22 protein-coding genes and 1 riboswitch are annotated in these 26,440 nt (G+C 56.0%); of the genes, 13 read left to right on the top strand and 9 right to left on the bottom strand.

The features are described from left to right. Window positions 1-456 precede the first annotated feature (456 nt). The 4 genes from cra to leuO all read right to left on the bottom strand — a co-directional run bounded on the left by cra (window position 457) and on the right by leuO (window position 5,179). Entirely contained in the window at window positions 457-1,461 is a 1,005-nt protein-coding gene (cra, locus tag SK54_RS19775; protein ID WP_003856369.1) for a catabolite repressor/activator, read from the bottom strand. 179 nt (window positions 1,462-1,640) lie between these two features. Beyond that, on the bottom strand, window positions 1,641-2,132 hold the full coding sequence (gene ilvN / locus SK54_RS19780; protein WP_003856371.1) for an acetolactate synthase small subunit: 492 nt from the start codon (window positions 2,130-2,132) through the stop codon (window positions 1,641-1,643). A gap of 1 nt (window position 2,133) precedes the next feature. After that, complete coding sequence (ilvI, locus tag SK54_RS19785; RefSeq protein ID WP_015572665.1) at window positions 2,134-3,858, bottom strand: acetolactate synthase 3 large subunit; 1,725 nt, start codon at window positions 3,856-3,858, stop codon at window positions 2,134-2,136. 376 nt (window positions 3,859-4,234) lie between these two features. Continuing rightward, window positions 4,235-5,179: a transcriptional regulator LeuO gene (leuO, locus tag SK54_RS19790; protein WP_017383788.1), complete on the bottom strand. Its 945-nt coding sequence runs from the start codon at window positions 5,177-5,179 to the stop codon at window positions 4,235-4,237. Between the two features lie 628 nt (window positions 5,180-5,807). On the opposite strand from leuO, the gene leuL reads away from it, so the two are divergent. From leuL to leuD, 5 genes are all read left to right on the top strand, one after another. Then, the gene (gene leuL, locus SK54_RS22825) at window positions 5,808-5,894 is read left to right on the top strand and encodes a leu operon leader peptide (protein ID WP_057979999.1); all 87 of its coding nucleotides are present in this window, start codon (window positions 5,808-5,810) and stop codon (window positions 5,892-5,894) included. A gap of 91 nt (window positions 5,895-5,985) precedes the next feature. Beyond that, entirely contained in the window at window positions 5,986-7,557 is a 1,572-nt protein-coding gene (leuA, locus tag SK54_RS19795; protein ID WP_017383789.1) for a 2-isopropylmalate synthase, read from the top strand. Further along, on the top strand, window positions 7,557-8,648 hold the full coding sequence (gene leuB / locus SK54_RS19800; RefSeq protein WP_017694521.1) for a 3-isopropylmalate dehydrogenase: 1,092 nt from the start codon (window positions 7,557-7,559) through the stop codon (window positions 8,646-8,648). Before leuA ends, leuB begins: the two co-directional genes overlap by 1 nt. Window positions 8,649-8,650: 2 nt before the next feature. Then, complete coding sequence (gene leuC / locus SK54_RS19805; RefSeq protein WP_048247827.1) at window positions 8,651-10,051, top strand: 3-isopropylmalate dehydratase large subunit; 1,401 nt, start codon at window positions 8,651-8,653, stop codon at window positions 10,049-10,051. A gap of 10 nt (window positions 10,052-10,061) precedes the next feature. Further along, window positions 10,062-10,667, top strand: a complete 606-nt coding sequence (gene leuD / locus SK54_RS19810) for a 3-isopropylmalate dehydratase small subunit (protein WP_015572662.1) — start codon at window positions 10,062-10,064, stop codon at window positions 10,665-10,667. 91 nt (window positions 10,668-10,758) lie between these two features. On the opposite strand, the gene SK54_RS19815 is transcribed toward leuD, so the two are convergent. The 3 genes from SK54_RS19815 to sgrT all read right to left on the bottom strand — a co-directional run bounded on the left by SK54_RS19815 (window position 10,759) and on the right by sgrT (window position 12,580). After that, window positions 10,759-10,911: a Hok/Gef family protein gene (locus SK54_RS19815; protein ID WP_010427008.1), complete on the bottom strand. Its 153-nt coding sequence runs from the start codon at window positions 10,909-10,911 to the stop codon at window positions 10,759-10,761. 216 nt (window positions 10,912-11,127) lie between these two features. After that, on the bottom strand, window positions 11,128-12,306 hold the full coding sequence (locus SK54_RS19820) for a sugar efflux transporter (RefSeq protein ID WP_015572661.1): 1,179 nt from the start codon (window positions 12,304-12,306) through the stop codon (window positions 11,128-11,130). Window positions 12,307-12,427: 121 nt separating this feature from the next. Then, on the bottom strand, window positions 12,428-12,580 hold the full coding sequence (gene sgrT, locus SK54_RS19825; protein WP_003856388.1) for a glucose uptake inhibitor SgrT: 153 nt from the start codon (window positions 12,578-12,580) through the stop codon (window positions 12,428-12,430). 88 nt (window positions 12,581-12,668) lie between these two features. Between sgrT and sgrR the strand changes: the two genes are divergently transcribed. From sgrR to thiQ, 4 genes are all read left to right on the top strand, one after another. Continuing rightward, the gene (gene sgrR / locus SK54_RS19830; protein WP_017694522.1) at window positions 12,669-14,324 is read left to right on the top strand and encodes an HTH-type transcriptional regulator SgrR; all 1,656 of its coding nucleotides are present in this window, start codon (window positions 12,669-12,671) and stop codon (window positions 14,322-14,324) included. A gap of 36 nt (window positions 14,325-14,360) precedes the next feature. Beyond that, window positions 14,361-14,461: riboswitch (TPP riboswitch) on the top strand. Window positions 14,462-14,492: 31 nt separating this feature from the next. Next, a complete protein-coding gene (gene thiB, locus SK54_RS19835) occupies window positions 14,493-15,476 on the top strand; it encodes a thiamine ABC transporter substrate binding subunit (RefSeq protein ID WP_032647227.1) in 984 nt (327 codons plus the stop codon). Beyond that, on the top strand, window positions 15,452-17,062 hold the full coding sequence (gene thiP / locus SK54_RS19840) for a thiamine/thiamine pyrophosphate ABC transporter permease ThiP (RefSeq protein WP_048247829.1): 1,611 nt from the start codon (window positions 15,452-15,454) through the stop codon (window positions 17,060-17,062). Before thiB ends, thiP begins: the two co-directional genes overlap by 25 nt. Beyond that, the gene (thiQ, locus tag SK54_RS19845; RefSeq protein ID WP_017694525.1) at window positions 17,046-17,744 is read left to right on the top strand and encodes a thiamine ABC transporter ATP-binding protein ThiQ; all 699 of its coding nucleotides are present in this window, start codon (window positions 17,046-17,048) and stop codon (window positions 17,742-17,744) included. Before thiP ends, thiQ begins: the two co-directional genes overlap by 17 nt. Before the next feature lie 28 nt (window positions 17,745-17,772). Here thiQ and SK54_RS19850 read toward each other — a convergent pair whose 3' ends face one another. Together SK54_RS19850 and araC are read right to left on the bottom strand one after the other, a co-directional pair. Then, window positions 17,773-18,540, bottom strand: a complete 768-nt coding sequence (locus SK54_RS19850) for a DedA family protein (protein ID WP_015572658.1) — start codon at window positions 18,538-18,540, stop codon at window positions 17,773-17,775. 118 nt (window positions 18,541-18,658) lie between these two features. Continuing rightward, window positions 18,659-19,504, bottom strand: coding sequence for an arabinose operon transcriptional regulator AraC (araC, locus tag SK54_RS19855; protein ID WP_017383797.1), 846 nt, complete (start codon window positions 19,502-19,504; stop codon window positions 18,659-18,661). A gap of 337 nt (window positions 19,505-19,841) precedes the next feature. Here araC and araB point away from each other — a divergent pair, with 337 nt between their 5' ends. From araB to polB, 4 genes are all read left to right on the top strand, one after another. Next, window positions 19,842-21,551 (top strand): ribulokinase, encoded by a 1,710-nt coding sequence (gene araB / locus SK54_RS19860; protein WP_023303071.1) that lies wholly within the window; start codon window positions 19,842-19,844, stop codon window positions 21,549-21,551. A gap of 10 nt (window positions 21,552-21,561) precedes the next feature. After that, window positions 21,562-23,064, top strand: coding sequence for an L-arabinose isomerase (gene araA / locus SK54_RS19865; protein WP_015572656.1), 1,503 nt, complete (start codon window positions 21,562-21,564; stop codon window positions 23,062-23,064). Window positions 23,065-23,150: 86 nt separating this feature from the next. Continuing rightward, complete coding sequence (gene araD / locus SK54_RS19870; RefSeq protein WP_023295910.1) at window positions 23,151-23,846, top strand: L-ribulose-5-phosphate 4-epimerase; 696 nt, start codon at window positions 23,151-23,153, stop codon at window positions 23,844-23,846. Between the two features lie 156 nt (window positions 23,847-24,002). Beyond that, a complete protein-coding gene (polB, locus tag SK54_RS19875) occupies window positions 24,003-26,360 on the top strand; it encodes a DNA polymerase II (RefSeq protein ID WP_048247830.1) in 2,358 nt (785 codons plus the stop codon). Window positions 26,361-26,440: the final 80 nt, after the last annotated feature.

Below are 26,440 nucleotides of genomic sequence, written 5' to 3' on the forward strand. Positions count from 1 at the left end.
ACCTGGCTAATAACTACACAACTGGCGAGGCAAAATTAACGTTATGAATATTTGTAAGAAAAAAACCGAATATGCACACGAGCGTTAAGACTCACTCAATATCATCGCAGGGAAATATAAAGTGTCAGTTTGCGACGCGGGCAGCATTTTAAGGCATATCGCCGGGGGATAACAGCATCAGATTAAGCGCAAGGCAATATGGATTCGTTCGTGTACATTGAGGGCTGAAGGGGACAGTAAAAAATGGCTGAATATTCATCGGCTGGCGGCTGTTTGTAACAAAACAATACAAAAGAATGCCCGTTAAAAATTATAATTGCGCTTTTTAACGCCAAAACGGATTCAGAAAAATAGCCGGCTACGAATCTTAGAGATAAATCCTAATTTTTATCCGGGAATTATTTCCCGCAATAAATGCGCCGCAAAAGGGGCAGTTTTACCGCCCCTGTGGAAATATTAATGGCGGCTCAAAATCCCGCGCCGATAGAGATTACGTTTGATACGCGTAAGCCCGGGTTTCGGTTTGCGAGGTTCATCCAGGCTTGCCAGAACAATCTCAAGCACGCGCTCGGCGACGTCGCGGTGACGCTGAGCCACGGCCAGCACCGGACATTGCAGGAAGTCGAGCAGTTCGTTATCGCCGAAGGTCGCAATCGCCAGATCGGATGGCAGCTTGCCATCGCGACGTAACGTCACGTCCATCACCCCCTGCAACAGGGCAAACGAGGTGGTAAACAACGCCTGCGGCATCGGGTGCGTTTCCAGCCATTTCTCGAACAGCTGAGCAGCCGCTTCGCGCTCATAGCTGTTGGCATACAGATAATGAACGTCACGCGGATCGTCTTTCCACGCCGTACGGAACCCTTGTTCACGCAGGAAGCTCACGGATAGTTCAGGCAAAGCGCCAAGATAGAGCACCGTTTCCGCCGGGAAGGTACGCAGCTCGGCAGCCAGCATTTCTGCATCGTCCTGATCGGCGCCTACGACGCTGGTGAAATGTTCACGATCCAAAGCACGATCCAGCGCCACAATCGGGAATGGATCGTTCGCCCAGCGCTGATAGAAAGGATGCTCGGGTGGTAAAGAGGTCGACACGATGATGGCGTCAACCTGACGTTGCAGCAGATGCTCAATGCAGCGCATCTCGTTGTCGGGCTGATCCTCGGAGCAGGCAATCAACAGCTGATAGCCCCGCTGACGAGCCTGACGTTCAAGATAGTTGGCGATGCGGGTATAGCTGGTGTTTTCCAGATCCGGGATCACCAGGCCAATCGAGCGGGTGCGTCCGGCACGTAAACCTGCGGCGACAGCATTCGGATGGTAATTATGCTCACGAACGACTGCCATCACTTTCTCAACGGTCTTATCGCTGACACGATACTGCTTTGCTTTACCGTTAATCACATAGCTGGCCGTGGTTCTCGACACGCCGGCGAGCCGGGCGATTTCATCCAGTTTCACAATTGCCCCTCAAAAAAAGAAAAAAGTCCATGGCCCTGTCAAGGTTATGGTTAAATATTTTAACATCTAAACGCAGAATAGCTTTCACGGCAACCGCTTTTGTCCGCGTTGTCGGCGGATTACGCAAAAAAAAGCCCGGCTTTGGCTACCGGGCTGAAAGAGGCGAACCTTTTGCGCAACTAACGCATGATTTTATCGCCGCGCGAGAGGCCAACAACGCCAGAGCGCGCAACTTCAACAATTTTTGCCACATCCCTGACGGAGGCCAGGAACGCATCCAGCTTATCGCTCGTTCCGGCAAGCTGCACAGTATATATAGAAGGCGTGACGTCAATGATCTGCCCACGGAAAATATCCGTGTTACGCTTGACCTCTTCACGGCCATAACCGCTGGCCTGAATTTTCACCAGCATCACTTCACGTTCGACGTAAGCCCCCTGCCCCAGCTCGCTGACGCGCAACACGTCCACCAGCTTGTGCAATTGCTTTTCGATCTGCTCAAGCACTTTCGCATCGCCGACAGTCTGGATCGTCATGCGGGAGAGCGTTGGATCATCGGTCGGCGCAACGGTCAGGCTTTCAATGTTGTATCCGCGCTGCGCAAAAAGCCCAATGACGCGTGACAGTGCGCCCGACTCATTTTCCAGTAATACAGATAATATCCGGCGCATATCAGGTTCTCTCCGTTTTGCTTAACCACATTTCATCCATACCACCGCCACGGATATGCATCGGATAAACGTGCTCTGTGCCGTCGACGATGACGTCCATGAAGACGAGGCGATTGTTTTTAACGTGCTCAAGCGCTTCGCCGAGCTTCGCTTCCAGCTCTGACGGATCGGTTACCCGCATGCCAATATGACCATAGGCTTCAGCCAGACGGACAAAGTCCGGAAGTGACTTCATATAAGACTGAGAGTGACGGCCGGAATAAATCATATCCTGCCACTGCTTCACCATACCGAGGTAACCGTTATTCAGGTTAAGCACCAGCACTGGCAACTCATATTGCAGCGCAGTAGAAAGCTCCTGAATATTCATCTGTATACTGCCATCACCCGTTACGCAGATAACCGTTTCGTTCGGCAACGCCAGCTTCACCCCCAGCGCGGCGGGCAGACCAAAGCCCATCGTGCCAAGCCCGCCTGAGTTGATCCAGCGACGCGGTTTATCAAACGGGTAATACAACGCAGCGAACATCTGATGCTGGCCTACGTCAGAAGTGACATACGCCTCGCCTTTGGTCAGATGCCAGATCGTCTCGATCACCGCCTGCGGCTTGATGTTTTCACTCTGCGTGTCGTATTTAAGGCACTGACGGCCGCGCCATTGTTCGATTTGCTGCCACCAGTCACGGATCTCATCCAGCGGTTGAGAGGCGGTCTCCTGCGCCAGCAGTTCCAACATTTGATCCAGCACCTGTCGTGCGTCCCCCACGATGGGCACATCCGCCGGCACCGTTTTAGAGATAGAAGTAGGATCGATATCAATGTGTAGCACCGTCGCATTCGGACAGTATTTCGCCAGGTTATTGGTGGTGCGATCGTCAAAACGTACGCCGACGGCAAAAATCACATCAGAATGGTGCATCGTCATATTGGCTTCATAGGTGCCATGCATACCCAGCATGCCCAGCGCCTGACGGTGGGTAGCCGGGAATGCCCCCAGCCCCATCAGCGATGACGCGACAGGAAGATTCAGCTTCTCAATCAGTTCGCGTAGTTGCGTTTCACAGGCTGCATTGACGGCGCCGCCCCCCACATAGACTACGGGCTTTTTCGCAGCCAGCAGCGTTTGCAGCGCACGCTTAATCTGGCCTTTGTGCCCTTGCGTCGTCGGATTATACGAACGCATGCTCACCGACTCAGGCCACAGGTAAGGCAGTTTATTCGCGGGATTGAGAATATCTTTTGGCAGATCGACAACCACTGGCCCAGGACGACCGCTGGCGGCCAGCCAGAAGGCTTTTTTCAGCACGCCCGGGATATCTTCCGTTTGCTTAACCAGAAAGCTGTGCTTCACCACGGGGCGTGAGATCCCCACCATGTCGCATTCCTGAAACGCATCATAGCCAATCAGTGACGTCGCCACCTGTCCGGAGAGAATGACCAGTGGAATAGAGTCCATATACGCAGTCGCAATGCCGGTGATGGCATTGGTCGCTCCCGGCCCCGAAGTAACCAGCACTACACCCACTTCGCCCGTGGCGCGGGCCAGGCCGTCAGCCATATGCACAGCAGCCTGTTCATGACGAACCAGAACATGATCAATACCGCCTACCGTGTGCAGCGCGTCATAAATATCGAGAACCGCGCCTCCGGGATAGCCGAACACTTGTTTCACGCCCTGATCGATAAGCGATCGGACGACCATTTCCGCGCCAGACAACATCTCCATGCTTTGCCTCCAGGCTTTTGTTATAGACGGTCAACAGAATTCATTTCCGCGCCGTCTTCTGACAGGGTGAACCCATCTTATAATGTGCAGAGTGATGGATACCTTAACCGCTCGTTATGAGGCAGGCAATTAGCAAACGGAATGCGGGAATGGGCAATAAAAGCAGAAAAAATAGCTGTCAGACACGAATATGGTGAATTCGTCTGGTATGAGGGGAGACGCTAATAATTCATCTCTTAAAAAGAGGATGGATCAGGAAATCATCTATTTTTAAGCCGCCCTGAGCGTCTGAAAAAATGCGCACAGAACAAAATATTGCCTGCATAAAAAATCACAGAATAAACCGCATGGCACCATGCGGTTTATTCACCCTGACTTATCGACGACAAATATTGATCAGCAACTCTTCCATCCACTGATGCCCTTTATCCCGCCCCGCCGCTTCATGCCAGGAAAGATAACAGGTACGACTATTCAGCTTGAGCGGCAGAGGTAAAATTTGCAGGCTCAGCGAATCGGAGAACTCTTCAGCAAGCCAGCGCGGTGCAATAGCGACTAGCTGCGTCTGAGAAACGACATTTAAAACGCTGACCATCGCCATCCCCTGATAGGCCACGCTGGCTTGTTTATCGGCAGTGTCATACCACGGCTGACTGAACGAAGCATATCTGTCCAGAGCAACAACGGCATGCTGCTCGCTGTAAACATCGCTTTCACGCAGCGGCGAATTCATGCGTGGATGTTTTTTGCTGGCGACTAACACCATTTCATCTTTAAACAACGGAACACATGCAAACTCTGGACGGCGAAACTCTTCGTAGCCCAGAACGAACTCCGTTTCCTGATAACGAAGCTGGTGCTCAGTGTTTTGATTTAAAGATGATTTAAAAACGAGATGAATATTAGGAGCAATCTGTTCAACTTTATTATATATAACAGACGTCAAATAATTGTCTAACGGACTGCAAACACAGAGATGGAAAACCCGCTCACTGCTTAAAGGTTCAAACCCTGAGCCGGGAAGCTCATTTTGAACCAGCTGTAGCGCCTGACGAATCGAACCGAATAGCTGGAATGCACGCGCCGTGGGCTGGATACCTCTTCCATACCGGACGAATAACTCGTCGTTAAACATCACCTTAAGTCTGGCTACGGCATTACTCACGGCAGGTTGAGACATTCCCAGAGATTGCGCTGCTCGCGTAATATTCTGCTCCTGCATAACTGCATCAAATACAGTTAACAGGTTGAGATCCACTGTGCGTAACTGAGGCTTAACCCCATCATAAGGCTGTGGTTGGTTAATATTATTTTCTGGCATTTCTGACTCCACTGTCACGCTAAATTCCCTTTGCCAAAGTACAGTAATAACTTCGAAAAATATGATTTACCATGCATATACAACAAGCGAAAGGAAATTATTTAAAATTCAGAATATATAAAGAACCCTCATTCAAGAGATGCCATTAAGCATCCCCTGAATGAAGAGCTAAAAATCGTTCAAATGATATCTAAAACTTTAATGCAGGCATGAAACCATAAAGCTGGCAAATACACAATCACCGCCTTAGTTAATAATAACTTAAGTATTATTAAACTATGAAGGCCATACACCACGATTTCATTAACAAAATGATATCAATATTGATAACTTTCCCGCCCATGATTCATTCATAGAACTTATAACTCAATGAAATAAAACACATTCCATTTCACAGCACATCGGTAAAAATACTGTGTTCAATTGCTACCAATTATATTCAAATTATTCCAGAGATGAATCTCAAGTCCAATAATAGACAATTAAATCGGTTAACAGCGTAAAAACCAGCACAATTAGCTAATGTGTTTATCCTGCGCTGAGTGGCCGTTTTGCCTGAGAGGGGTTGACATGAGTCAGCGTATCCAGTACCACTAAAAGCATATCGCATTCATCTGGAGCACGATTCATGATTCGCACCCTTCGTTTCACCGGTCTACTACTACTAAACGCATCCACTGTGCGCGGTAGACTGGCGGGCGAAATTCAGCGTTGAATCGTCTTCAGTAAAACTAAAAACCCGCGCCACTGCGCGGGTTTTTTTATGCTCGTAGCAAGGCGCCCTAAGACTGACAAGGACCTAACCCATGAGCCAGCAAGTCGTTATTTTCGATACTACTTTACGTGACGGTGAACAGGCATTACAGGCGAGCCTGAGTGTTAAAGAAAAACTGCAAATTGCGCTGGCCCTCGAACGCATGGGTGTAGACGTAATGGAAGTCGGCTTTCCCGTCTCCTCGCCGGGTGATTTCGAGTCAGTACAGACCATCGCCCGCACCATCAAAAACAGCCGCGTATGCGGTCTGGCTCGCTGCGTTGAGAAAGATATTGATGTGGCCGCGGAATCCCTGAAAGTTGCAGAAGCCTTCCGTATCCATACATTCATTGCCACCTCCCCCATGCACATTGCAACCAAGCTGCGCAGCACGCTGGATGAAGTGATCGAACGTGCGGTGTATATGGTTAAACGCGCGCGTAACTATACTGATGACGTCGAATTCTCCTGTGAAGATGCAGGCCGCACGCCGATTGACGATTTGGCCCGTGTAGTGGAAGCCGCGATTAATGCCGGAGCCAGAACCATCAACATCCCGGATACCGTCGGCTACACCATGCCGTTTGAGTTCTCTAACATCATCACCGGCCTGTACGACCGCGTACCTAATATTGATAAAGCCATCATCTCTGTTCACACCCACGATGATTTGGGTCTGGCTGTGGGCAATGCCATCGCTGCCGTCCACGCCGGCGCGCGTCAGGTAGAAGGGGCAATGAACGGCATTGGTGAACGCGCCGGCAACTGCTCGCTGGAAGAAGTGATCATGGCGATCAAGGTGCGCAAAGACATTATGAACGTACACACTCGCATCAATCACAACGAAATCTGGCGCACCAGCCAGACCGTGAGCCAGATTTGCAATATGCCGATCCCGGCGAACAAGGCGATTGTTGGTACTGGCGCGTTCGCTCACTCCTCCGGTATTCACCAGGATGGCGTGCTGAAGAACCGTGAAAACTACGAAATCATGACTCCGGAATCCATCGGTCTGAACCAGGTTCAGCTGAACCTGACCTCGCGCTCTGGCCGCGCGGCGGTGAAACACCGTATGGAAGAGATGGGGTATCAGGACAGCGATTACAACATGGATCAGCTGTACGACGCATTCCTGAAACTGGCTGACAAGAAAGGCCAGGTCTTCGATTACGACCTGGAAGCGCTGGCATTCATCAACAAACAGCAGGAAGAGCCAGAACACTTCCGTCTGGACTACTTCACCGTTCAGTCAGGCTCAAGTGATATCGCTACCGCCTCCGTCAAGCTGGCCTGCGGCGATGAAATTAAAGCGGAAGCCGCCAACGGTAACGGCCCTGTGGATGCCATTTACCAGGCGATTAACCGCGTCACTGAGTACGACGTAGAGCTGGTGAAATACGACCTGACGGCAAAAGGGCACGGTAAAGACGCCCTGGGCCAGGTTGATATCGTCGTCAACTATAACGGTCGCCGCTTCCACGGTGTGGGTCTGGCGACAGATATCGTCGAATCCTCCGCGAAAGCGATGGTGCATGTCCTGAACAACATCTGGCGCGCAGCCGAAGTCGAAAAAGAGTTGCAACGCAAAGCTCAGAATAAAGAGAACAACAAGGAAACCGTGTGATGTCGAAGAATTACCATATTGCTGTGTTGCCGGGTGACGGTATTGGCCCGGAAGTGATGACACAGGCGCTGAAAGTACTGGAAGCCGTTCGTTCGCGTTTTGCGATGAAAATTACCACCAGCCACTACGACGTGGGCGGTATTGCCATTGATAACCACGGTACTCCCCTGCCGAAAGGGACTGTAGAAGGCTGCGAGAATGCCGATGCCGTTCTGTTTGGCTCAGTGGGTGGCCCTAAGTGGGAACACCTGCCTCCAGCAGAGCAGCCAGAGCGCGGCGCGCTGCTGCCGCTGCGTAAACACTTCAAACTGTTCAGCAACCTGCGTCCCGCGAAGCTGTACCCGGGGCTGGAAGAGTTCTGCCCGCTGCGCGCCGATATCGCCGCCAACGGTTTCGACATTCTCTGCGTGCGTGAGCTGACCGGCGGGATCTACTTCGGGCAGCCAAAAGGCCGCGAAGGCAGCGGTCAGCATGAGAAAGCGTTTGATACCGAGGTGTATCACCGTTTTGAAATTGAACGTATCGCTCATATCGCGTTTGAGTCAGCGCGCAAACGCCGCCGTAAAGTGACCTCTATTGATAAAGCGAACGTGCTCCAGTCGTCTATTTTGTGGCGCGAAATCGTCAGTGAAGTTGCCAGGCAGTACCCGGACGTTGAGCTGTCACATATGTATATCGACAACGCAACGATGCAGCTGATTAAAGATCCGTCCCAGTTTGACGTGCTGCTGTGCTCCAACCTGTTCGGCGATATTCTCTCGGATGAATGCGCGATGATCACCGGCTCCATGGGCATGCTGCCCTCGGCCAGCCTGAACGAAGAAGGCTTTGGCCTGTACGAACCGGCGGGCGGCTCCGCGCCGGATATCGCAGGTAAAAACATCGCCAACCCGATTGCGCAGATCCTCTCCCTGGCTCTGCTGCTGCGCTACAGCCTGGATGCAGGCGATGCAGCAACCGCAATTGAAAACGCCATTAACCGGGCATTAGAAGAAGGCGTCCGTACCGGTGATTTAGCACGCGGCACGGCGGCAGTCAGTACCGATGAAATGGGCGACATCATTGCCCGCTATGTCGCTGAAGGGGTGTAATCATGGCTAAGACGTTATATGAGAAGTTGTTTGATGCGCACGTTGTTTACGAAGCACCAAACGAAACCCCACTGTTGTACATCGACCGTCATCTGGTACACGAAGTGACCTCTCCTCAGGCATTTGACGGCCTGCGCGCGCATAAGCGCCCGGTGCGTCAGCCGGGTAAAACCTTTGCCACGATGGATCACAACGTTTCCACCCAGACCAAAGACATCAATGCATCTGGCGAGATGGCGCGTATCCAGATGCAGGAGCTGATTAAGAACTGTAACGAGTTTGGCGTGGAGCTGTACGATCTGAACCACCCCTATCAGGGCATCGTCCACGTAATGGGGCCTGAGCAGGGGATTACTCTGCCGGGCATGACCATCGTCTGCGGTGACTCCCACACCGCGACGCACGGCGCATTTGGCGCCCTGGCGTTCGGGATTGGGACCTCTGAAGTTGAACACGTTCTGGCGACGCAGACCCTGAAGCAGGGCCGCGCCAAAACCATGAAGATTGAAGTGAAGGGTAAAGCTGCGCCGGGTATCACCGCGAAAGATATCGTGCTGGCGATTATCGGCAAAACCGGCAGCGCAGGCGGCACCGGTCACGTCGTGGAATTCTGCGGCGACGCTATCCAGGCGCTGAGCATTGAAGGTCGTATGACCCTGTGCAACATGGCCATTGAGATGGGCGCCAAAGCAGGCCTGGTGGCCCCAGACGAAACCACCTTCAGCTATGTGAAGGGGCGTCTGCATGCGCCGAAAGGTCAGAATTTTGACGACGCGGTAGCGTACTGGAAAACCCTGAAAACGGACGAGGGGGCAATTTTTGATACCGTTGTGACGTTACAGGCGGAAGAAATCGCCCCGCAGGTCACCTGGGGCACCAACCCGGGCCAGGTGATTTCCGTCAACGACAGTATTCCTGACCCGGCCTCCTTTGCCGATCCGGTCGAACGTGCCAGTGCGGAAAAAGCGCTGGCTTACATGGGGCTGAAACCCGGCGTACCGCTGACCGACGTGAGCATTGATAAAGTATTCATCGGCTCCTGTACCAACTCCCGTATTGAAGATTTACGCGCTGCGGCAGAAATCGCTAAAGGCCGCAAAGTGGCGCCGGGCGTGCAGGCGCTGGTTGTGCCAGGCTCCGGTCCGGTGAAAGCCCAGGCGGAAGCGGAGGGTCTGGATAAGATCTTTATCGAAGCAGGCTTCGAGTGGCGCCTGCCGGGTTGCTCCATGTGTCTGGCGATGAACAACGACCGCCTGAATCCGGGCGAGCGCTGTGCTTCCACCAGCAACCGTAACTTTGAAGGCCGTCAGGGCCGCGGTGGGCGCACCCACCTGGTCAGCCCGGCAATGGCCGCCGCTGCGGCAGTCACCGGTCATTTCGCCGATATTCGCAGCCTGAAATAAGGAGACAATCATGGCAGAGAAATTTACCCAACATACGGGCCGGGTTGTCCCTCTGGACGCCGCTAACGTCGATACTGACGCGATCATTCCTAAGCAGTTTTTGCAGAAAGTGACGCGCACGGGTTTTGGTGCGCATCTGTTCAACGACTGGCGTTTCCTCGACGATAAAGGCGAAGTGCCGAACCCGGAATTCGTCCTGAACTTTCCGGAATACAAAGGCGCCTCCATTTTGCTGGCGCGGGAAAACTTTGGCTGCGGATCGTCGCGTGAACATGCGCCCTGGGCATTAACCGACTACGGCTTTAAGGTGGTTATCGCCCCGAGCTTCGCGGATATCTTCTACGGCAACAGCTTCAACAACCAGCTGCTGCCGGTGACGCTGAGTGACGAACAGGTCGATGAACTGTTTGCGCTGGTGCAGGCGAATCCGGGGATTTCGTTTGAGGTGGATCTGGAAGCGGAAGTGGTGAAAGCCGGGGATAAGATCTACAGCTTCAGCATTGATGCGTTCCGCCGCCACTGCATGCTGAACGGTCTGGATAGCATTGGCCTGACGCTGCAACACGAAGAGGCTATCTCCGCTTACGAGAAAAAACAGCCTGCGTTTATGGGTTAAAGGCAATGGCCCGCAGGGCGCGGGCCATTGATAAGGGTGCGTTGAGGCTCAACCACTCTGGAGTGGCGGGGAAAACTCCCCGCCAATACTGCTAACGTTTTGCTTCGTAAGCCAACACTGCCGCCAGCTCTGTTTTCTCCTGTCTGAAGTGCAGCTCACACAGCGAGTCGCGCACCATCCAGGTGAAGATCAACAGCGTCGTACAGATCAGAAACAAACCTAACAGCAGAGTACGTTTTGGCATTCCAGCCTCCTTATTGCTTTTCGGCAATGAAGAGACTAACCTCGCAATGTTGGTTGTGAAGTTGGTCTCCCCATCAGTTTTTTGATGTGGGACTCTCCACTGTTTGCCTCTTGCGAAAGCCTGAGGCAAACAGCCTCAAGCACCCGTCACGCACTCTATGCGCCTTCTCTGCGCCTGTCAGAAAATCGTTTCATTTCGTGAAGCCGCCTTCCAGAATCAAACGTCTTTTACCCGGCACGTCAGCATCAGCGTGACGAGCGAAATCGCTGCGATCACCCAGTACACGGATGCATGCCCATAGCTTTGCGACAGCGCCCCCTGAATCACCCCTGCCAGAATCACGCCGGTAGAGATACTGTTGGTAAACAGCGTGGTCGCGGAGCCTGCGCGCCCCGGCATTAAATCCTGGAACCAGAGCATGCCTATCCCGGCAACGATTCCGATAAACACCGCGTTAAACAGCTGTAACGCCAGCAAGGCTTCACGCGAATGGAACAGGATCAGCCCCGCGTAGAACAGTACCCCGGCCGCCACGGCGACGACCATCATCCGACGCTTTCCGAAACGTTTGACGTAGTAACCCGCCAGAATCATCGCCGGGATCTCCAGCCCGGCAGCGGTGCCCATCAGAATACCCGCGAGCTTGTCGGGCAGTCCCAGATCGCTGCTGATCCACAGCGGCATATCAATAATGTACATGGTGTTGCAGGTCCACATCAGCGTGGAGGCGATAAACAACATGCGGACGTTTTTATCCTGCCAGCCGCTCACCTGCGTGATGGGCTTGTCCGTCACCTGCTCTACGCGCGCCACCGATGGCAGCGCAAAGGCTATCAGCGCCAGGCTGATGACAAAAATCCCCGCCGCGATGGAAAACATGGTGGTGAAGCCGTAGTTCAGCGCCAGCATAAACGCCAGCGGCGGACCGATGACCCACGCGAGAGAGAGCTGCGCACGCATCACCGAGCTGAACATCACCACTTCCCTCGCCGAGCTGTCGGCGTACTCCCGGGCCAGGGCGAACAGTTGCGGCATGGCGGTGTTCGCCAGAGAGGCCAGCAGCACGCCGCAGGTAATGAGCGTCAGGTAATGGCGGTTGAAGGCAAACAGCAGCGCGTTGCCCACGGCCATGGCGCAACAAAAGAGGATCAGCTTGCGGCGATCGCCCTGGCTGTCGGATCGTTTCGCCAGCCACAGGCTGACGAGGATCCCGGCAATGGCGTTGACGGTGTAGAACAGGCCCACCCAAAACGGCTGCGCCCCCACCTCGCGGCTGAGAAACAGGCTCAGCGTCGGCGCCTGAAGCGCGCCGGCCACGCCCATCATGAAGGCCACCAGCATAAAAGCGGCGTACACGCCATTCAGGCGTCGCCCCATCGTCATCAACCAGAGCATGCGCAAGTCCTTATGAAAGCGAATCGAAATTGGGTGGAATAGTAAACGAAAAAAGCCAGCAAAAAACATTTTGCTGGCGGGTGATTAGCACCAATACTCAGTCACACATGATCGAGGCGAGTTAGCGAGAAGAGGTCGGTTTCGTAACGTCCCACTGCATCAGATCTTCCAGTATTCTCAGCCGCTGCTCTGCGCACTGGCGGGCCAGCCAGGACACTCCCTTTGTCGCTGAAAAATAGTGCTGATAAAACTGACGTGCGGTAGACCTCTTCATAATTTACCTCCTCGCTTCATCGAAAAGGATTATTGGCTTAATATAGGGATTAATAAATTGCTGATTTTTTGTCAGGAGTTCCCCTTTTATGCCTTCCGGTCGTCTGCAACAACAATTTATCCGCCTCTGGCAGTGCTGCGAGGGGCAATCGCAGGAGACCACGCTGAACGAGCTGGCCGAGCTCCTCAACTGCTCCCGGCGTCATATGCGCACGCTCCTTAATACCATGCAGCAGCAGGGCTGGCTAAACTGGGAGGCCGAAGCCGGACGCGGCAAGCGTTCGCGCCTGACTTTCCTTTATACCGGCCTGGCGTTACAGCAACAGCGAGCGGAGGATCTGCTGGAGCAGGACCGCATCGATCAGCTGGTCCAGCTGGTGGGCGACAAAGCCGCCGTGCGCCAGATGCTGGTCTCGCATCTGGGACGCAGCTTTCGTCAGGGACGCCACATTCTGCGGGTACTTTACTACCGCCCAATGAAAAATCTGTTGCCCGGTACGGCGTTACGTCGCTCTGAAACCCACATGGCCCGGCAGATTTTCAGCGGCCTGACGCGGATAAATGAGGAAAACGGGGAACTGGAAGCGGATATTGCCCATCACTGGCAACAGGTGTCTCCGCTGCACTGGCGCTTCTTTCTACGCCCCGGCATTCATTTCCACCATGGACGCGAGCTGGAGATGCGCGACGTTATCGCCTCTTTAGAGCGCGCCCGCACGCTGCCGCTCTATTCGCATATCGCACGGATCCACTCTCCAACGGCCTGGACGCTGGATATTGAGCTTTCGCAGCCGGACAAATGGCTTCCGTGGCTTCTGGGCTACGTGCCATCAATGATCCTGCCTGCCGAGTGGCGCTCCCTGAACAATTTTTCCAGCCAGCCGATTGGTACGGGCCCCTACTCCGTTACACGAAATAACAGTAATCAGCTGAAGATCCGCGCCTTTGATGATTACTTTGGCTATAGGGCGTTGATCGACGAAGTGAACGTCTGGGTGTTACCGGATCTCAACGAAGAGCTGAGCGCAGGCCTGACCCTGGAAGGGCCAACAGCCGGTGAAAAGGCGTTCGAAAGCCGCCTGGAGGAGGGCTGCTACTACCTGCTCTTTGATAGCCGCAGCCATCGCGGGGCAAACCACGACGTCCGCAGGTGGATAAGCCATATTCTGGCGCCCGCTAACCTGATTTATCACGCAGAGGAGCAATACCAGACCTGGTGGTTCCCGGCCTATGGCCTGCTCCCACGCTGGCACCATGCGCAGCCCGTCCGCAGCGAAAAGCCTGCCGGACTGGAGACCATCACCCTCAGCTACTATCGCGATCACATTGAGCATCGTTTTCTGGCGAGGATCATGAGCACGCTGCTGGCAGCCGAAGGCGTGACGCTGGCGATACAGGAAGTCGATTATGATGAATGGCATCGCGGAGACGTCATCAGCGATATCTGGCTCAACAGCGCAAACTTTACGCTGCCGCTTGATTTCTCGCTCTTTTCTCACCTGTACGAAGTGCCCCTGATTCAGCACTGTATCAACCGGGACTGGCAGCAGGACGCCGCGCGGTGGCGCGCGGGAGAAATGGATCTGGCCGCCTGGTGTCAGGAATTACTGACCGGGCAGACGATCGTACCGCTGATTCACCACTGGCTGCTGATCCAGGGGCAGCGCAGCATGCGCGGCCTGCGGATGAATACCCTCGGCTGGTTTGATTTTAAATCCGCCTGGTTTGCGCCGCCGGAGCCATAACGCTTTCGTAATATTCACCAAATCATTACAATAGCGCCGTTCTCAACGGGGTGCTGCATCACTGATGTGCGCTGAGATAATACCCGTCGAACCTGATCCGGATAACGCCGGCGAAGGGATTTGAGGCTGTCTCTCAAAATCCTTTGCCACTCAACCCTGAGGTGCAAAGTGTTAAAAAACGTTCTTCCTCTGCTGGCGCTGTTTGCGCTGCCTGTTTTTGCTAAGCCCGTTCTGACGGTCTACACCTACGACTCCTTCTCCGCCGACTGGGGCCCCGGCCCGGTGGTTAAAAAAGCCTTTGAAGCCGACTGCAACTGCGAGCTGAAATTCGTGGCGCTGGAAGATGGTGTCTCTCTGCTTAACCGGCTGCGCATGGAAGGCAAAAACAGCAAAGCCGACGTGGTGCTCGGGCTGGATAACAACCTGCTGGAAGCCGCCACCCAAACCAGACTGTTCGCCAAAAGCGGTGTGGCGTCAGATGCCGTCAACGTACCGGGCGGCTGGAAAAACGACACCTTCGTTCCCTTTGATTACGGCTACTTTGCGTTTGTCTACGATAAAAACAAGCTGAAGAATCCGCCCAAAAGCCTGAAAGAGCTGGTCGAAAGTGACCAGAAATGGCGCGTAATTTATGAAGATCCGCGTACCAGCACGCCGGGTCTGGGGCTGCTATTGTGGATGCAGAAAGTCTACGGGGATAAAACGCCGGAAGCGTGGCAGAAGCTGGCCGCGAAAACCGTTACCGTCACCAAAGGCTGGAGCGAAGCCTACGGCCTGTTCCTGAAAGGCGAAAGCGATCTGGTGCTGAGCTACACTACCTCTCCGGCCTACCACATTATCGCCGAGAAGAAGGATAACTACGCCGCCGCGAACTTTGCTGAAGGGCATTATTTGCAGGTGGAAGTGGCCGCCCGCACCGCCGCGAGCAAACAGCCGGAGCTTGCCGAAAAATTCCTGAAATTTATGGTCTCCCCGGCATTCCAGAATGCTATTCCGACAGGAAACTGGATGTACCCGGTCACTGACGTTGCGCTGCCGGCAGGCTTTGAGCAGCTAAACAAGCCGCAAACCTCACTGGAATTTACGCCGCAGCAGGTTGCCGCCCAGCGCGCCGCATGGATTAGTGAATGGCAACGCGCCGTCAGCCGCTGATCCCCGGCTGGTTAGTTCCCGGGCTGCTCGCCGCCATACTGATGGTGGTCGTCAGCCTGGGTGCATTCCTTGCGCTGTGGTTTAACGCGCCAGAGAGCGATCTGCTCGCCCTCTGGCACGACAGCTATCTCTGGCACGTCATCCGTTTCTCCTTCTGGCAGGCGTTTCTCTCCGCGCTGCTGTCGACGATCCCGGCCATTTTCCTTGCACGCGCCCTCTATCGCAGACGTTTCCCCGGCAGGCTTGCCCTGCTGCGGCTGTGCGCGATGACGCTGATCCTGCCCGTGCTGGTGGCGGTGTTCGGTATTCTGAGCGTCTACGGTCGGCAGGGCTGGCTGGCATCCCTCTTCAACCTGCTTGGTCTGGAATGGACCTTCTCCCCTTACGGCCTGAAAGGCATTCTGCTGGCGCATATTTTTTTCAATATGCCGATGGCGACGCGCCTCTTTTTACAGGCGCTGGAAAACATTCCCGGTGAGCAGCGTCAGATTGCCGCCCAGCTTGGCATGCGCGGCTGGTCGTTCTTCCGCTTTGTCGAATGGCCGTGGCTGCGACGCCAGATTGCCCCGGTGGCCGCGCTAATCTTTATGCTCTGCTTCGCCAGCTTTGCGACCGTGCTTTCTCTCGGCGGCGGGCCGCAGGCCACCACCATTGAGCTGGCGATCTATCAGGCCTTAAGTTACGACTACGATCCGGGCCGCGCCGCGCTGCTGGCGATGGTGCAGATGGTCTGCTGCCTGGCGCTGGTGTTACTCAGCCAGCGGCTGAGTAAAGCGATCCCCACAGGCAGCAATCACTTGACAGGCTGGCGCGATCCGCAGGACAGCCTGCACAGCCGCGTCGCGGATTTTATGCTGATCGCGCTGGCCCTCCTGCTTCTGCTGCCCCCGCTGCTGGCCGTTATCGTTGATGGCCTGAATCGCAATGTGTTGTCGGTACTGCAACAGCCTGTCCTGTGGCAGGCGACGTGGACCTCATTGCGCATCGCGCTGGCAGCCGGGCTGCTGTGCGTGATCCTGACCATGATGCTGCTCTGGAGCAGCCGCGAGCTGTACGCGCGTCATGCCCGTAAAGCCGGACACGCGCTGGAACTGACGGGTATGCTGATCCTGGCGATGCCGGGTATTGTGCTGGCGACCGGATTCTTTTTACTGTTCAACAGCACCATCGGCCTGCCGGAAAGCGCCGACGGCATCGTCATTTTTACCAACGCACTGATGGCTATCCCTTACGCGCTCAAGGTGCTGGAAAACCCGATGCGCGACGTCAACAGCCGCTACAGTTTGCTGTGTCAGTCGCTGGGCATGCAGGGCTGGAAGCGTCTGAAGGTGGTCGAACTGTGCGCGCTAAAGCGTCCGCTGGCTCAGGCGCTGGCGTTTGCCTGCGTGCTGTCGATTGGCGATTTTGGCGTTGTGGCCCTCTTTGGCAACGAGGATTTCCGCACGCTGCCGTTCTGGCTTTATCAGGAAATTGGCTCCTATCGTAGCCAGGACGGCGCCGTCACGGCACTTTTACTGCTGGTGCTGTGCTTTGCGTTATTTACCGTTATCGAAAAACTTCCGGGGCGTGATGTTAAAACTGACTGATGTAACCTGGCTTTATGAGCACCTGCCAATGCGTTTTACCCTCTCCGTTCGTCAGGGAGAGCGAATCGCAGTGCTTGGCCCTAGCGGGGCCGGAAAAAGTACTCTGCTCAATCTGATTGCCGGTTTTTTGCAGCCTGCCAGCGGGTCGATCGTCATTGATAATGGCGAATATACCTACGCTCCGCCGGCTAAGCGCCCGGTGTCGATGCTGTTTCAGGAAAACAATCTGTTCAATCATCTTACGGTGTGGCAGAACATCGCGCTGGGTATGGATCCGGGGTTAAAACTCAGTGTTGCGCAGCGTCAGACGCTGGAGGCGATCGCCGAACAAATGGGCCTGGCTGCGTTTATCAACAGACTACCGGGTGAGCTTTCCGGCGGCCAGCGCCAGCGCGTGGCGCTGGCACGCTGTCTGGTGCGCAAGCAGCCGCTGCTGCTGCTCGACGAACCCTTTTCGGCGCTCGACCCGGCCCTGCGTCAGGAGATGCTCTCACTGGTTGAGGAGGTTTGCGAGCGCGAGCAACTGACGATGCTGATGGTTTCGCATAGCATCGAAGATGCCGCACGCATCGCGCCGCGATCGGTAGTGATCGCGGAGGGACGTATTTTGTGGGATGGAACAACCGACGCCTTAATGAGCGGGAAAGAAAGCGCGTCAGGATTACTGGGTATAAGACCGTAGGCCGGGCAAACGCAGTGCCGCCCGGCGTTTAACGGCTCACCACCTTCAACAGGATCTCACCGTACACCGGCATCAGCGGGTGGCGAATCAGCGCCACCAGCGCCACGACAGCCACCCCCAGCGTCAGCGGGGCCAGCCAGAGCAGGCGAGAGCGCGGAAGATAGCGCGTCAGGCGATCAACACTGGCTTTCGCGCTGCGCCACAGGCGCCAGCAGAGCCAGACCGCCAGCCACAGCAGGACCGCCGTTCCCAGCAGCAGCCACTTGAACTCACCGCTTTGCATACCGTCAGGAATATCGATGGCCGCGCCCGCCAGGATCCCCGGCAGGAAGTAGAACGGCGGCCAGAAGACGCAGCCGATGATGTTCGGCACCACAAACTTCGCGACGGGCAGATCCAGCATCCCGGCCACCATCGGCACCAGCGGGCGCGTTGGGCCAACGAAGCGCCCCACGAGGATGGTGAACATGCTGTGCTGGTGCAGCGCGTGCTCGGTTTTATCCAGCAGCGCTTTATTTTTTTTCATGAACGACCAGCGGTGCAGCGGCTTCTTAAAGCGCCAGCCCAGCCAGAAGGAGATCCAGTCCCCCAGCAAACAGCCAATAATACCGGCCATCCACGCCTGCCAGAAATTGACCTCGCCGCTGCCGATCAGCGCCCCAAGCCCCGCCATCATCACGGTGCCGGGCAGGATCAGCCCGACCAGCGCCAGCGACTCCAGAAACGCCACCAGCGCCACGGCGATGAGCGAATACATAACGGACTGGGTAATAAAATGTTCCAGCAATGCCTGCATAACTATTCCGGTCAGAAAACGAATCAGCGATTCTGCTTAGCGCCCTGCACCGCGTCAAGGCATCAATTGTCTGAATAGTTTACAAGATGCGCCTGAAGTTCACCTGAATGTTTACCGATTATTCACATCCCGCACGGAATTCGCTCGGGCTGGCACCGGTGCACTTCTTAAACACGCGAGAGAAATAGAGCTGATCTTCAAAGCCGACGTTACGCCCGACGGTGGCGATAGGCATTCGGGTGGTGCTGAGCAGCAGTTTCGCCTGGCTGATGCGCTGATCCTCACGCCAGCTGAGTACACTCACGCCAAGCTGCTGGCGGAACAGATGAGAGAGCCGTGACGGCGACAGACACACATGCTGGGCGACGCTGGCAATATCAAACTGGCTGTCGGCAAGGTGGTCGCTGATGTACTGGCAGGCGTCGCGGACGCGGTTGTCCAGCGGCGGATTAAGCGACTCGTTGATGGCCTCCATGCGGCGCAGCAGCACCTGTTCAAGCAGGTTGATGGCCAGCAGTTCGGCGTAGCGCCCGCCCGCCTGCCCTGCCTCAATAATCTGTGCGAACAGCTCACGGAACTGCGCCAGATGCGCCTCATCCGGGCGATATAAACCGGTATGGGCGAAAATGGCCGGCCACGAGAGCCACTCCTGCCAGTAGGCGCGCGGACGGAAATAGACCCACTGGTGATACCACTCTTTGGCATCCGGATGGCGCCCGTAGTGGTGGATCTCCCCCGGCGGGAACAGCAGCATATCACCGGGGCGGCAGATAAACTGCTGAGCCCCGTTTTTGACGACCCCTTCTCCGCGTACGGTCAGGTTGAGGATATATCCCTTCATGCCAAGAGGGCGATCGACGTAAAAATCGAGATATCCCTCGGCCTCAATTGGCGTCAGCCCCGCCACCAGATGGGCGTTAAATGAGTAGCCCGGCAGTAAGGGATCGTTTTGCGGTTCGGCCATAGATTCAGTTCTCCCAAGGGTCCTGAAGGAAACCAATTGTCCATATCGATAAAAGCAGTATAAAAATGGCCCGCGAAAAGATCCAAAAAGCATCACGCCTCTTTTACGTCCGCCATGTTTCAGCCCTTCCCCCTGATTTCTCCGCCAGTACGGGCAGATAAGCAGTAACAAAAGTGTCTATAAGTGCGGCAGAAATGTCCACATAGAATATTTGCACGGCGTCACACTTTGCGTGGCTACAGCAATTTAGTCCATAAGATTAGCGGATCCTGCCTGACGATTTTTGTCCCTAGTCTCTAATGTTCTTCCATACCTGTTTTTTGGATGGAGCAACACCATGGCAATTGCAATTGGCCTCGATTTTGGCAGCGACTCAGTTCGCGCGCTGGCAGTGGACTGTACGACTGGCCAGGAGATAGCAACCAGCGTTGAGTGGTATCCGCGCTGGCAAGAGGGGCGCTACTGCGATGCGCCGAACAACCAGTTCCGCCACCACCCGCGTGATTACATTGAATCAATGGAAGCGGCGATCAAAACCGTGCTGGCAGAGTTGACGGACGCCCAGCGGGCCGATGTCGTGGGGATTGGCGTCGACAGCACCGGCTCAACGCCTGCCCCTGTCGATGCCGAAGGCCGCGTACTGGCGCTGCGACCGGAGTTTGCCGACAACCCGAACGCCATGTTTGTGCTGTGGAAAGACCATACCGCCGTGGAAGAGGCGGAAGCCATCACCCGCTTATGCCATCAGCCGGGCAAAACTGACTACTCACGGTATATCGGCGGAATTTACTCCAGCGAGTGGTTCTGGGCCAAGATCCTGCACGTTACCCGCGCGGACGCGTCGGTCGCACAGGCAGCCGCGTCATGGATTGAGCTATGCGACTGGGTTCCCGCCCTGCTCTCCGGCACCACTCGCCCGCAGGATATCCGCCGCGGCCGTTGCAGCGCCGGGCATAAATCGCTGTGGCATGAAAGCTGGGGGGGGCTGCCTCCGGCAACGTTCTTCGATGAACTCGACCCGATCATCAACAAAAACCTGACATACCCGCTGTTTACCGACACCTTCACCGCCGATATTCCGGTCGGCACGCTCTGCGAAGAGTGGGCGAAACGCCTCGGTCTGCCGCAAAACGTGACCATTTCCGGCGGCGCGTTCGACTGCCATATGGGTGCGGTGGGCGCGGGTGCGCAGCCCAACACGCTGGTGAAAGTTATCGGCACCTCCACCTGTGACATTCTGACGGCAGATAAAGCCAGCGTCGGCGACCGCGCGGTGAAAGGCATTTGCGGTCAGGTTGACGGCAGCGTGGTACCCGATTTTATCGGCCTCGAAGCGGGTCAGTCCGCCTTCGGCGATATCTACGCCTGGTTTGGCCGCGTGCTCGGCTGGCCGCTGGATCAGCTGGCTGCCGCGCATCCTGAACTGAAAACGCAGATTACGGCGAGCAAAAAACAGCTCCTGCCGCAGCTCACCGAAGCCTGGGCAAAAAATCCGTCTCTCGACCACCTGCCGGTGGTGCTGGACTGGTTCAATGGGCGTCGTACGCCGTTTGCCAACCAGCGTCTGAAAGGGGTGATTACCGATCTCAACCTCGCGACCGACGCGCCCGCGCTGTTTGGCGGCCTGATCGCCGCCACCGCATTCGGCGCGCGCGCCATTATGGAGTGCTTCACCGGGCAGGGCATTGACGTGAACAACGTGATGGCGCTGGGCGGCATCGCCCGTAAAAACCCGGTGATTATGCAGGCCTGCTGCGACGTGCTGAACCGGCCGCTGCAAATTGTGGCCTCCGATCAGTGCTGTGCGCTGGGCGCCGCGATTTTCGCTGCCGTGGCCGCAGGCGTACATGCGGATATCCCGACCGCGCAACAGCACATGGCGAGCGCCGTCGAAAGTACGCTCCAGCCGCAGACTCAGCAGGCACAACGCTTTGAACAGCTTTATCAGCGCTACCAGCAATGGGCAAAAAGCGCCGAACTTCACTATCTCCCTGTCGCCGCCCCGGCCAAAAGCACCGCGGATACTACGGCAACCCTGACACATTAAGGACACGATAATGACCATTTTTAATAATTATGAAGTGTGGTTTGTGATTGGCAGCCAGCATTTGTACGGACCGGAAGCGTTGCAGCAGGTGACGAAACACGCGGAGCACGTTGTGAATGCGCTGAACGCGGAAGCCAAACTGCCGTGCAAACTGGTGCTGAAGCCGCTGGGTACCACCCCGGACGAAATCACCAACATTTGCCGCGATGCCAATTACGATGACAAATGCGCTGGCCTGGTGGTGTGGCTGCACACCTTCTCGCCAGCCAAAATGTGGATCAACGGCCTGGCTATCCTCAACAAACCGCTGCTGCAATTCCACACGCAGTTCAACGCCTCCCTGCCGTGGGACAGCATCGACATGGACTTCATGAACCTGAACCAGACCGCGCACGGCGGCCGCGAGTTCGGCTTCATCGGCGCGCGCATGCGTCAACAGCATGCCGTGGTGACCGGGCACTGGCAGGACGGTCAGGCACAAAAACGTATTGGCTCCTGGATGCGTCAGGCGGTATCTAAGCAGGATACCCGCCACCTGAAAGTGGTGCGTTTCGGCGACAACATGCGCGAAGTGGCGGTCACCGACGGTGATAAAGTGGCCGCGCAGATTAAATTTGGCTTCTCCGTCAACACCTGGGCGGTGGGCGACCTGGTGCAGGTGGTGAATGACATCAGCGATGGCGACGTTAACGCGCTGGTGGACGAGTACGAAAGCAGCTATCGCCTGACGCCTGCGGCACAGGTCAACGGTGACAAGCGCCAGAACGTGCTGGATGCCGCACGTATTGAGCTGGGCATGAAGCGTTTTCTGGAACAGGGCGGCTTCCATGCCTTCACCACCACCTTTGAAGATCTCCACGGCCTGAAACAGCTCCCGGGTCTGGCGGTACAACGTCTGATGCAGCAGGGCTACGGCTTTGCGGGCGAAGGCGACTGGAAAACTGCCGCTCTGCTTCGCATCATGAAGGTGATGTCGACCGGTCTACAGGGCGGCACCTCTTTTATGGAGGACTACACCTACCACTTCGAGAACGGCAACGATCTGGTGCTCGGCTCGCACATGCTGGAAGTGTGTCCATCCATCGCGGTTGAAGAGAAACCGATCCTCGACGTGCAGTACCTCGGCATTGGCGGCAAAGCGGATCCGGCCCGTCTGATCTTCAACACCCGTACCGGCCCGGCCATTAACGCCAGCCTGATTGACCTCGGCGATCGTTTCCGCCTGCTGGTGAACTGCGTCGATGCGGTTGAAACCCCGCATTCTCTGCCGAAGCTGCCGGTTGCCAACGCTTTGTGGAAAGCGCAGCCTGACCTGCCAACCGCCTCGGAAGCCTGGATCCTGGCCGGCGGCGCGCACCACACCGTATTCAGCCACGCGCTTGACCTGAACGATATGCGTCAGTTTGCCGAGCTGCACGACATCGAACTGACCGTGATTGATAACGACACCCGTCTGCCAGCCTTTAAAGACGCGCTGCGCTGGAACGAAGTCTATTACGGTTCAAAACGCTAAGTACGGAGTGCCCGGTGGCACTTCGTTTACCGGGCCTACGGTTCTGTAGGCCGGATAAGCGCAGCGCCATCCGGCAGGAGACGACAATGTTAGAAGATCTCAAACGTCAGGTACTCGAAGCCAACCTGGCGCTGCCAAAACATAACCTCGTAACCCTGACATGGGGCAACGTCAGCGCCGTTGACCGGGAAAAAGGGGTGTTCGTGATCAAGCCTTCCGGCGTGGATTACACGGTAATGACCGCAGAAGACATGGTGGTGGTCAGCATCGAAACGGGTGAAGTGGTTGAAGGCAATAAAAAGCCCTCCTCCGATACGCCCACTCATCGCCTGCTGTATCAGGCCTTCCCGACCATCGGCGGGATTGTGCATACCCATTCGCGTCACGCGACCATCTGGGCGCAGGCGGGCCAGCCTATTCCGGCCACCGGCACCACCCACGCGGACTACTTTTACGGCACCATTCCCTGCACGCGTCTGATGACCGATGCGGAGATCGGCGGTGAGTACGAATGGGAAACGGGGAACGTGATTGTCGAAACCTTCGAAAAACAGGGAATCGACGCGGCGCAAATGCCCGGCGTGCTGGTGCACTCCCACGGCCCGTTTGCCTGGGGTAAAAACGCGGAGGACGCGGTGCACAACGCGATCGTGCTGGAGGAAGTCGCCTATATGGGGATCTTCTGCCGCCAGCTGGCACCGCAGCTGCCGGATATGCAGCAAACCCTGCTGGATAAGCATTACCTGCGTAAGCACGGTGCGAAAGCCTACTACGGGCAGTAAACCCTTGCCCGGTGACACTGCGCTTACCGGGCCTGCGGAACCTGTAGGCCGGATAAGCGCAGCGCCATCCGGCGGAACAGGCACTGTATAAAACCCCAGCAAACACCCCTCAACCAGGCTATAATCAGGCCTGGTTTTGTTTTATGGGATAACGCCGTGACGCAGGCGCAAGAAGGCTTTTTACTGACCAGACACTGGCAGGATACCCCTCAGGGTACTGAGGTTGAATTCTGGCTGGCAACGGACAACGGCCCACTAAACGTTACGCTCCCGCCGCAGGAGTCCGTGGCCTTTATTCCTGAAGCTCACGTCGAGAAAGTGAAACAACTGCTACGCGGCGAAAACAACTGGCGCCTTACGCCGCTTCAGCTGAAAGATTTCCACCGCCAGCCGGTTTACGGCCTCTACTGCCGCGCCCATCGCCAGTTGATGCGCTATGAAAAGCTGCTTCGTGAAGCAGGCGTGACGCTTTACGAGGCCGACATTCGCCCGCCTGAACGCTTTCTGATGGAGCGGTTTATCACCGCCCCCGTCTGGGTAGATGGCACCGCGCAAAACGGCAGGATCGTTAACGCGCGCCTGAAGCCTAATCCGCACTATCGCCCGCCGCTAAAGTGGGTGTCGCTGGATATTGAAACCACCCGCCACGGCGAACTGTACTGCATTGGTCTGGAAGGCTGTGGGCAGCGGGTTGTCTATATGCTCGGGCCGCCGAACGGCGATGCGTCCGCGCTGGATTTTAATCTGGAGTACGTCAACAGCCGCCCGCAACTGCTGGAGAAGCTTAACCAGTGGTTTGCCGAGCACGATCCGGATGTTCTGATCGGCTGGAACGTAGTGCAGTTTGACCTGCGCGTGCTGCAAAAACATGCCGAGCGTTACCGTATCCCGCTGATTCTGGGGCGCGGCAACAGCGAGCTGGAGTGGCGTGAGCACGGTTTTAAGAACGGCGTATTCTTTGCACAGGCCAATGGTCGCCTGATTATCGACGGCATCGAGGCGCTGAAATCCGCCTTCTGGAACTTCTCTTCCTTCTCGCTGGAAGCGGTCGCCCAGGAACTGCTCGGCGAAGGTAAATCCATCGACAATCCCTGGGACCGAATGGACGAGATCGACCGGCGCTTTAACGAGGATAAACCGGCGCTCGCTACCTATAACCTGAAAGATTGCGAGCTGGTGACGCAGATCTTCCACAAAACCGAGATCATGCCGTTCCTGCTGGAACGCGCAACGGTGAACGGTCTCGCGGTCGACAGGCACGGCGGCTCGGTAGCGGCCTTCAGCCACCTCTATTTCCCGCGGATGCACCGGGCGGGCTATGTCGCCCCTAATCTCGGCGACGTGCCGCCGCAGGCCAGCCCCGGCGGTTACGTGATGGATTCACGGCCCGGACTGTATGACTCGGTGCTGGTGCTGGATTATAAAAGCCTGTACCCGTCAATTATCCGCACGTTTCTGATTGATCCGGTGGGGCTGGTGGAGGGAATGGCGCAGCCAGACGATGCGCACAGCACCGAAGGTTTTCTTGGAGCACGCTTCTCGCGGGAAAAACACTGCCTGCCCGAAATTGTGGGAAACATCTGGCACGGCCGCGACGAGGCGAAGCGCCACGGCAACAAGCCGCTCTCACAGGCGCTGAAAATCATTATGAACGCCTTTTACGGCGTGCTGGGTACCAGCGCCTGCCGCTTCTTTGATCCCCGTCTGGCGTCTTCCATCACCATGCGCGGGCACGACATTATGCGCCAGACCAAAGCGCTGATTGAATCCCGGGGCTATGACGTTATTTATGGCGATACCGACTCCACCTTTGTCTGGCTGAAAGCGGCCCATTCAGAAGACGACGCCGCGCGCATCGGCAAAGAACTGGTCGCCTACGTGAACGACTGGTGGCGCGAAAATTTGCAAAAAGAGCGGTTAACCAGCGCGTTAGAGCTGGAGTTTGAAACCCATTTTGCCCGCTTTTTAATGCCGACCATTCGCGGAACCGACCAGGGCAGCAAGAAGCGCTACGCCGGGCTGATTCAGGAAGGTGACACGCAGCGGATGGTCTTTAAAGGGCTGGAGACGGTGCGCACCGACTGGACGCCACTGGCGCAGCAGTTCCAGCAGACGCTCTACCTGCGGGTGTTTCGCAACGAGCCGTATCAGGACTACGTGCGCGACACCATCGCCAGCCTGATGGCGGGTGAACTGGATGACCAGCTGGTGTATCGCAAGCGCCTGCGCCGCCCGCTGGCCGAATATCAACGTAACGTTCCTCCCCACGTACGCGCCGCGCGGCTGGCGGATGAAGAGAATGTTCGCCGGGGCCGTGCGCCGCAGTATCAGAACCGGGGTACGATCAAATACGTCTGGACAACTAACGGCCCGGAACCCGTTGATTACCAGCAGTCTCCGCTCGATTACGATCACTACCTGACCCGCCAGCTTCAGCCGGTTGCGGAGGGAATTTTACCGTTCATCAATGACGACTTTGCTACACTAGTGACAGGACAACTTGGGCTATTTTGACGCGTGACGAAACCGTTGCCATCCAGTACCATAGCGCCCTTTCCATTCCCGGACCCATTTTTCGATGACCGTCTTTTTTG

This window comes from Enterobacter sp. MGH120 (assembly GCF_001037725.1).
GTDB classification, from domain to species: Bacteria; Pseudomonadota; Gammaproteobacteria; order Enterobacterales; family Enterobacteriaceae; genus Enterobacter; species Enterobacter hormaechei_C.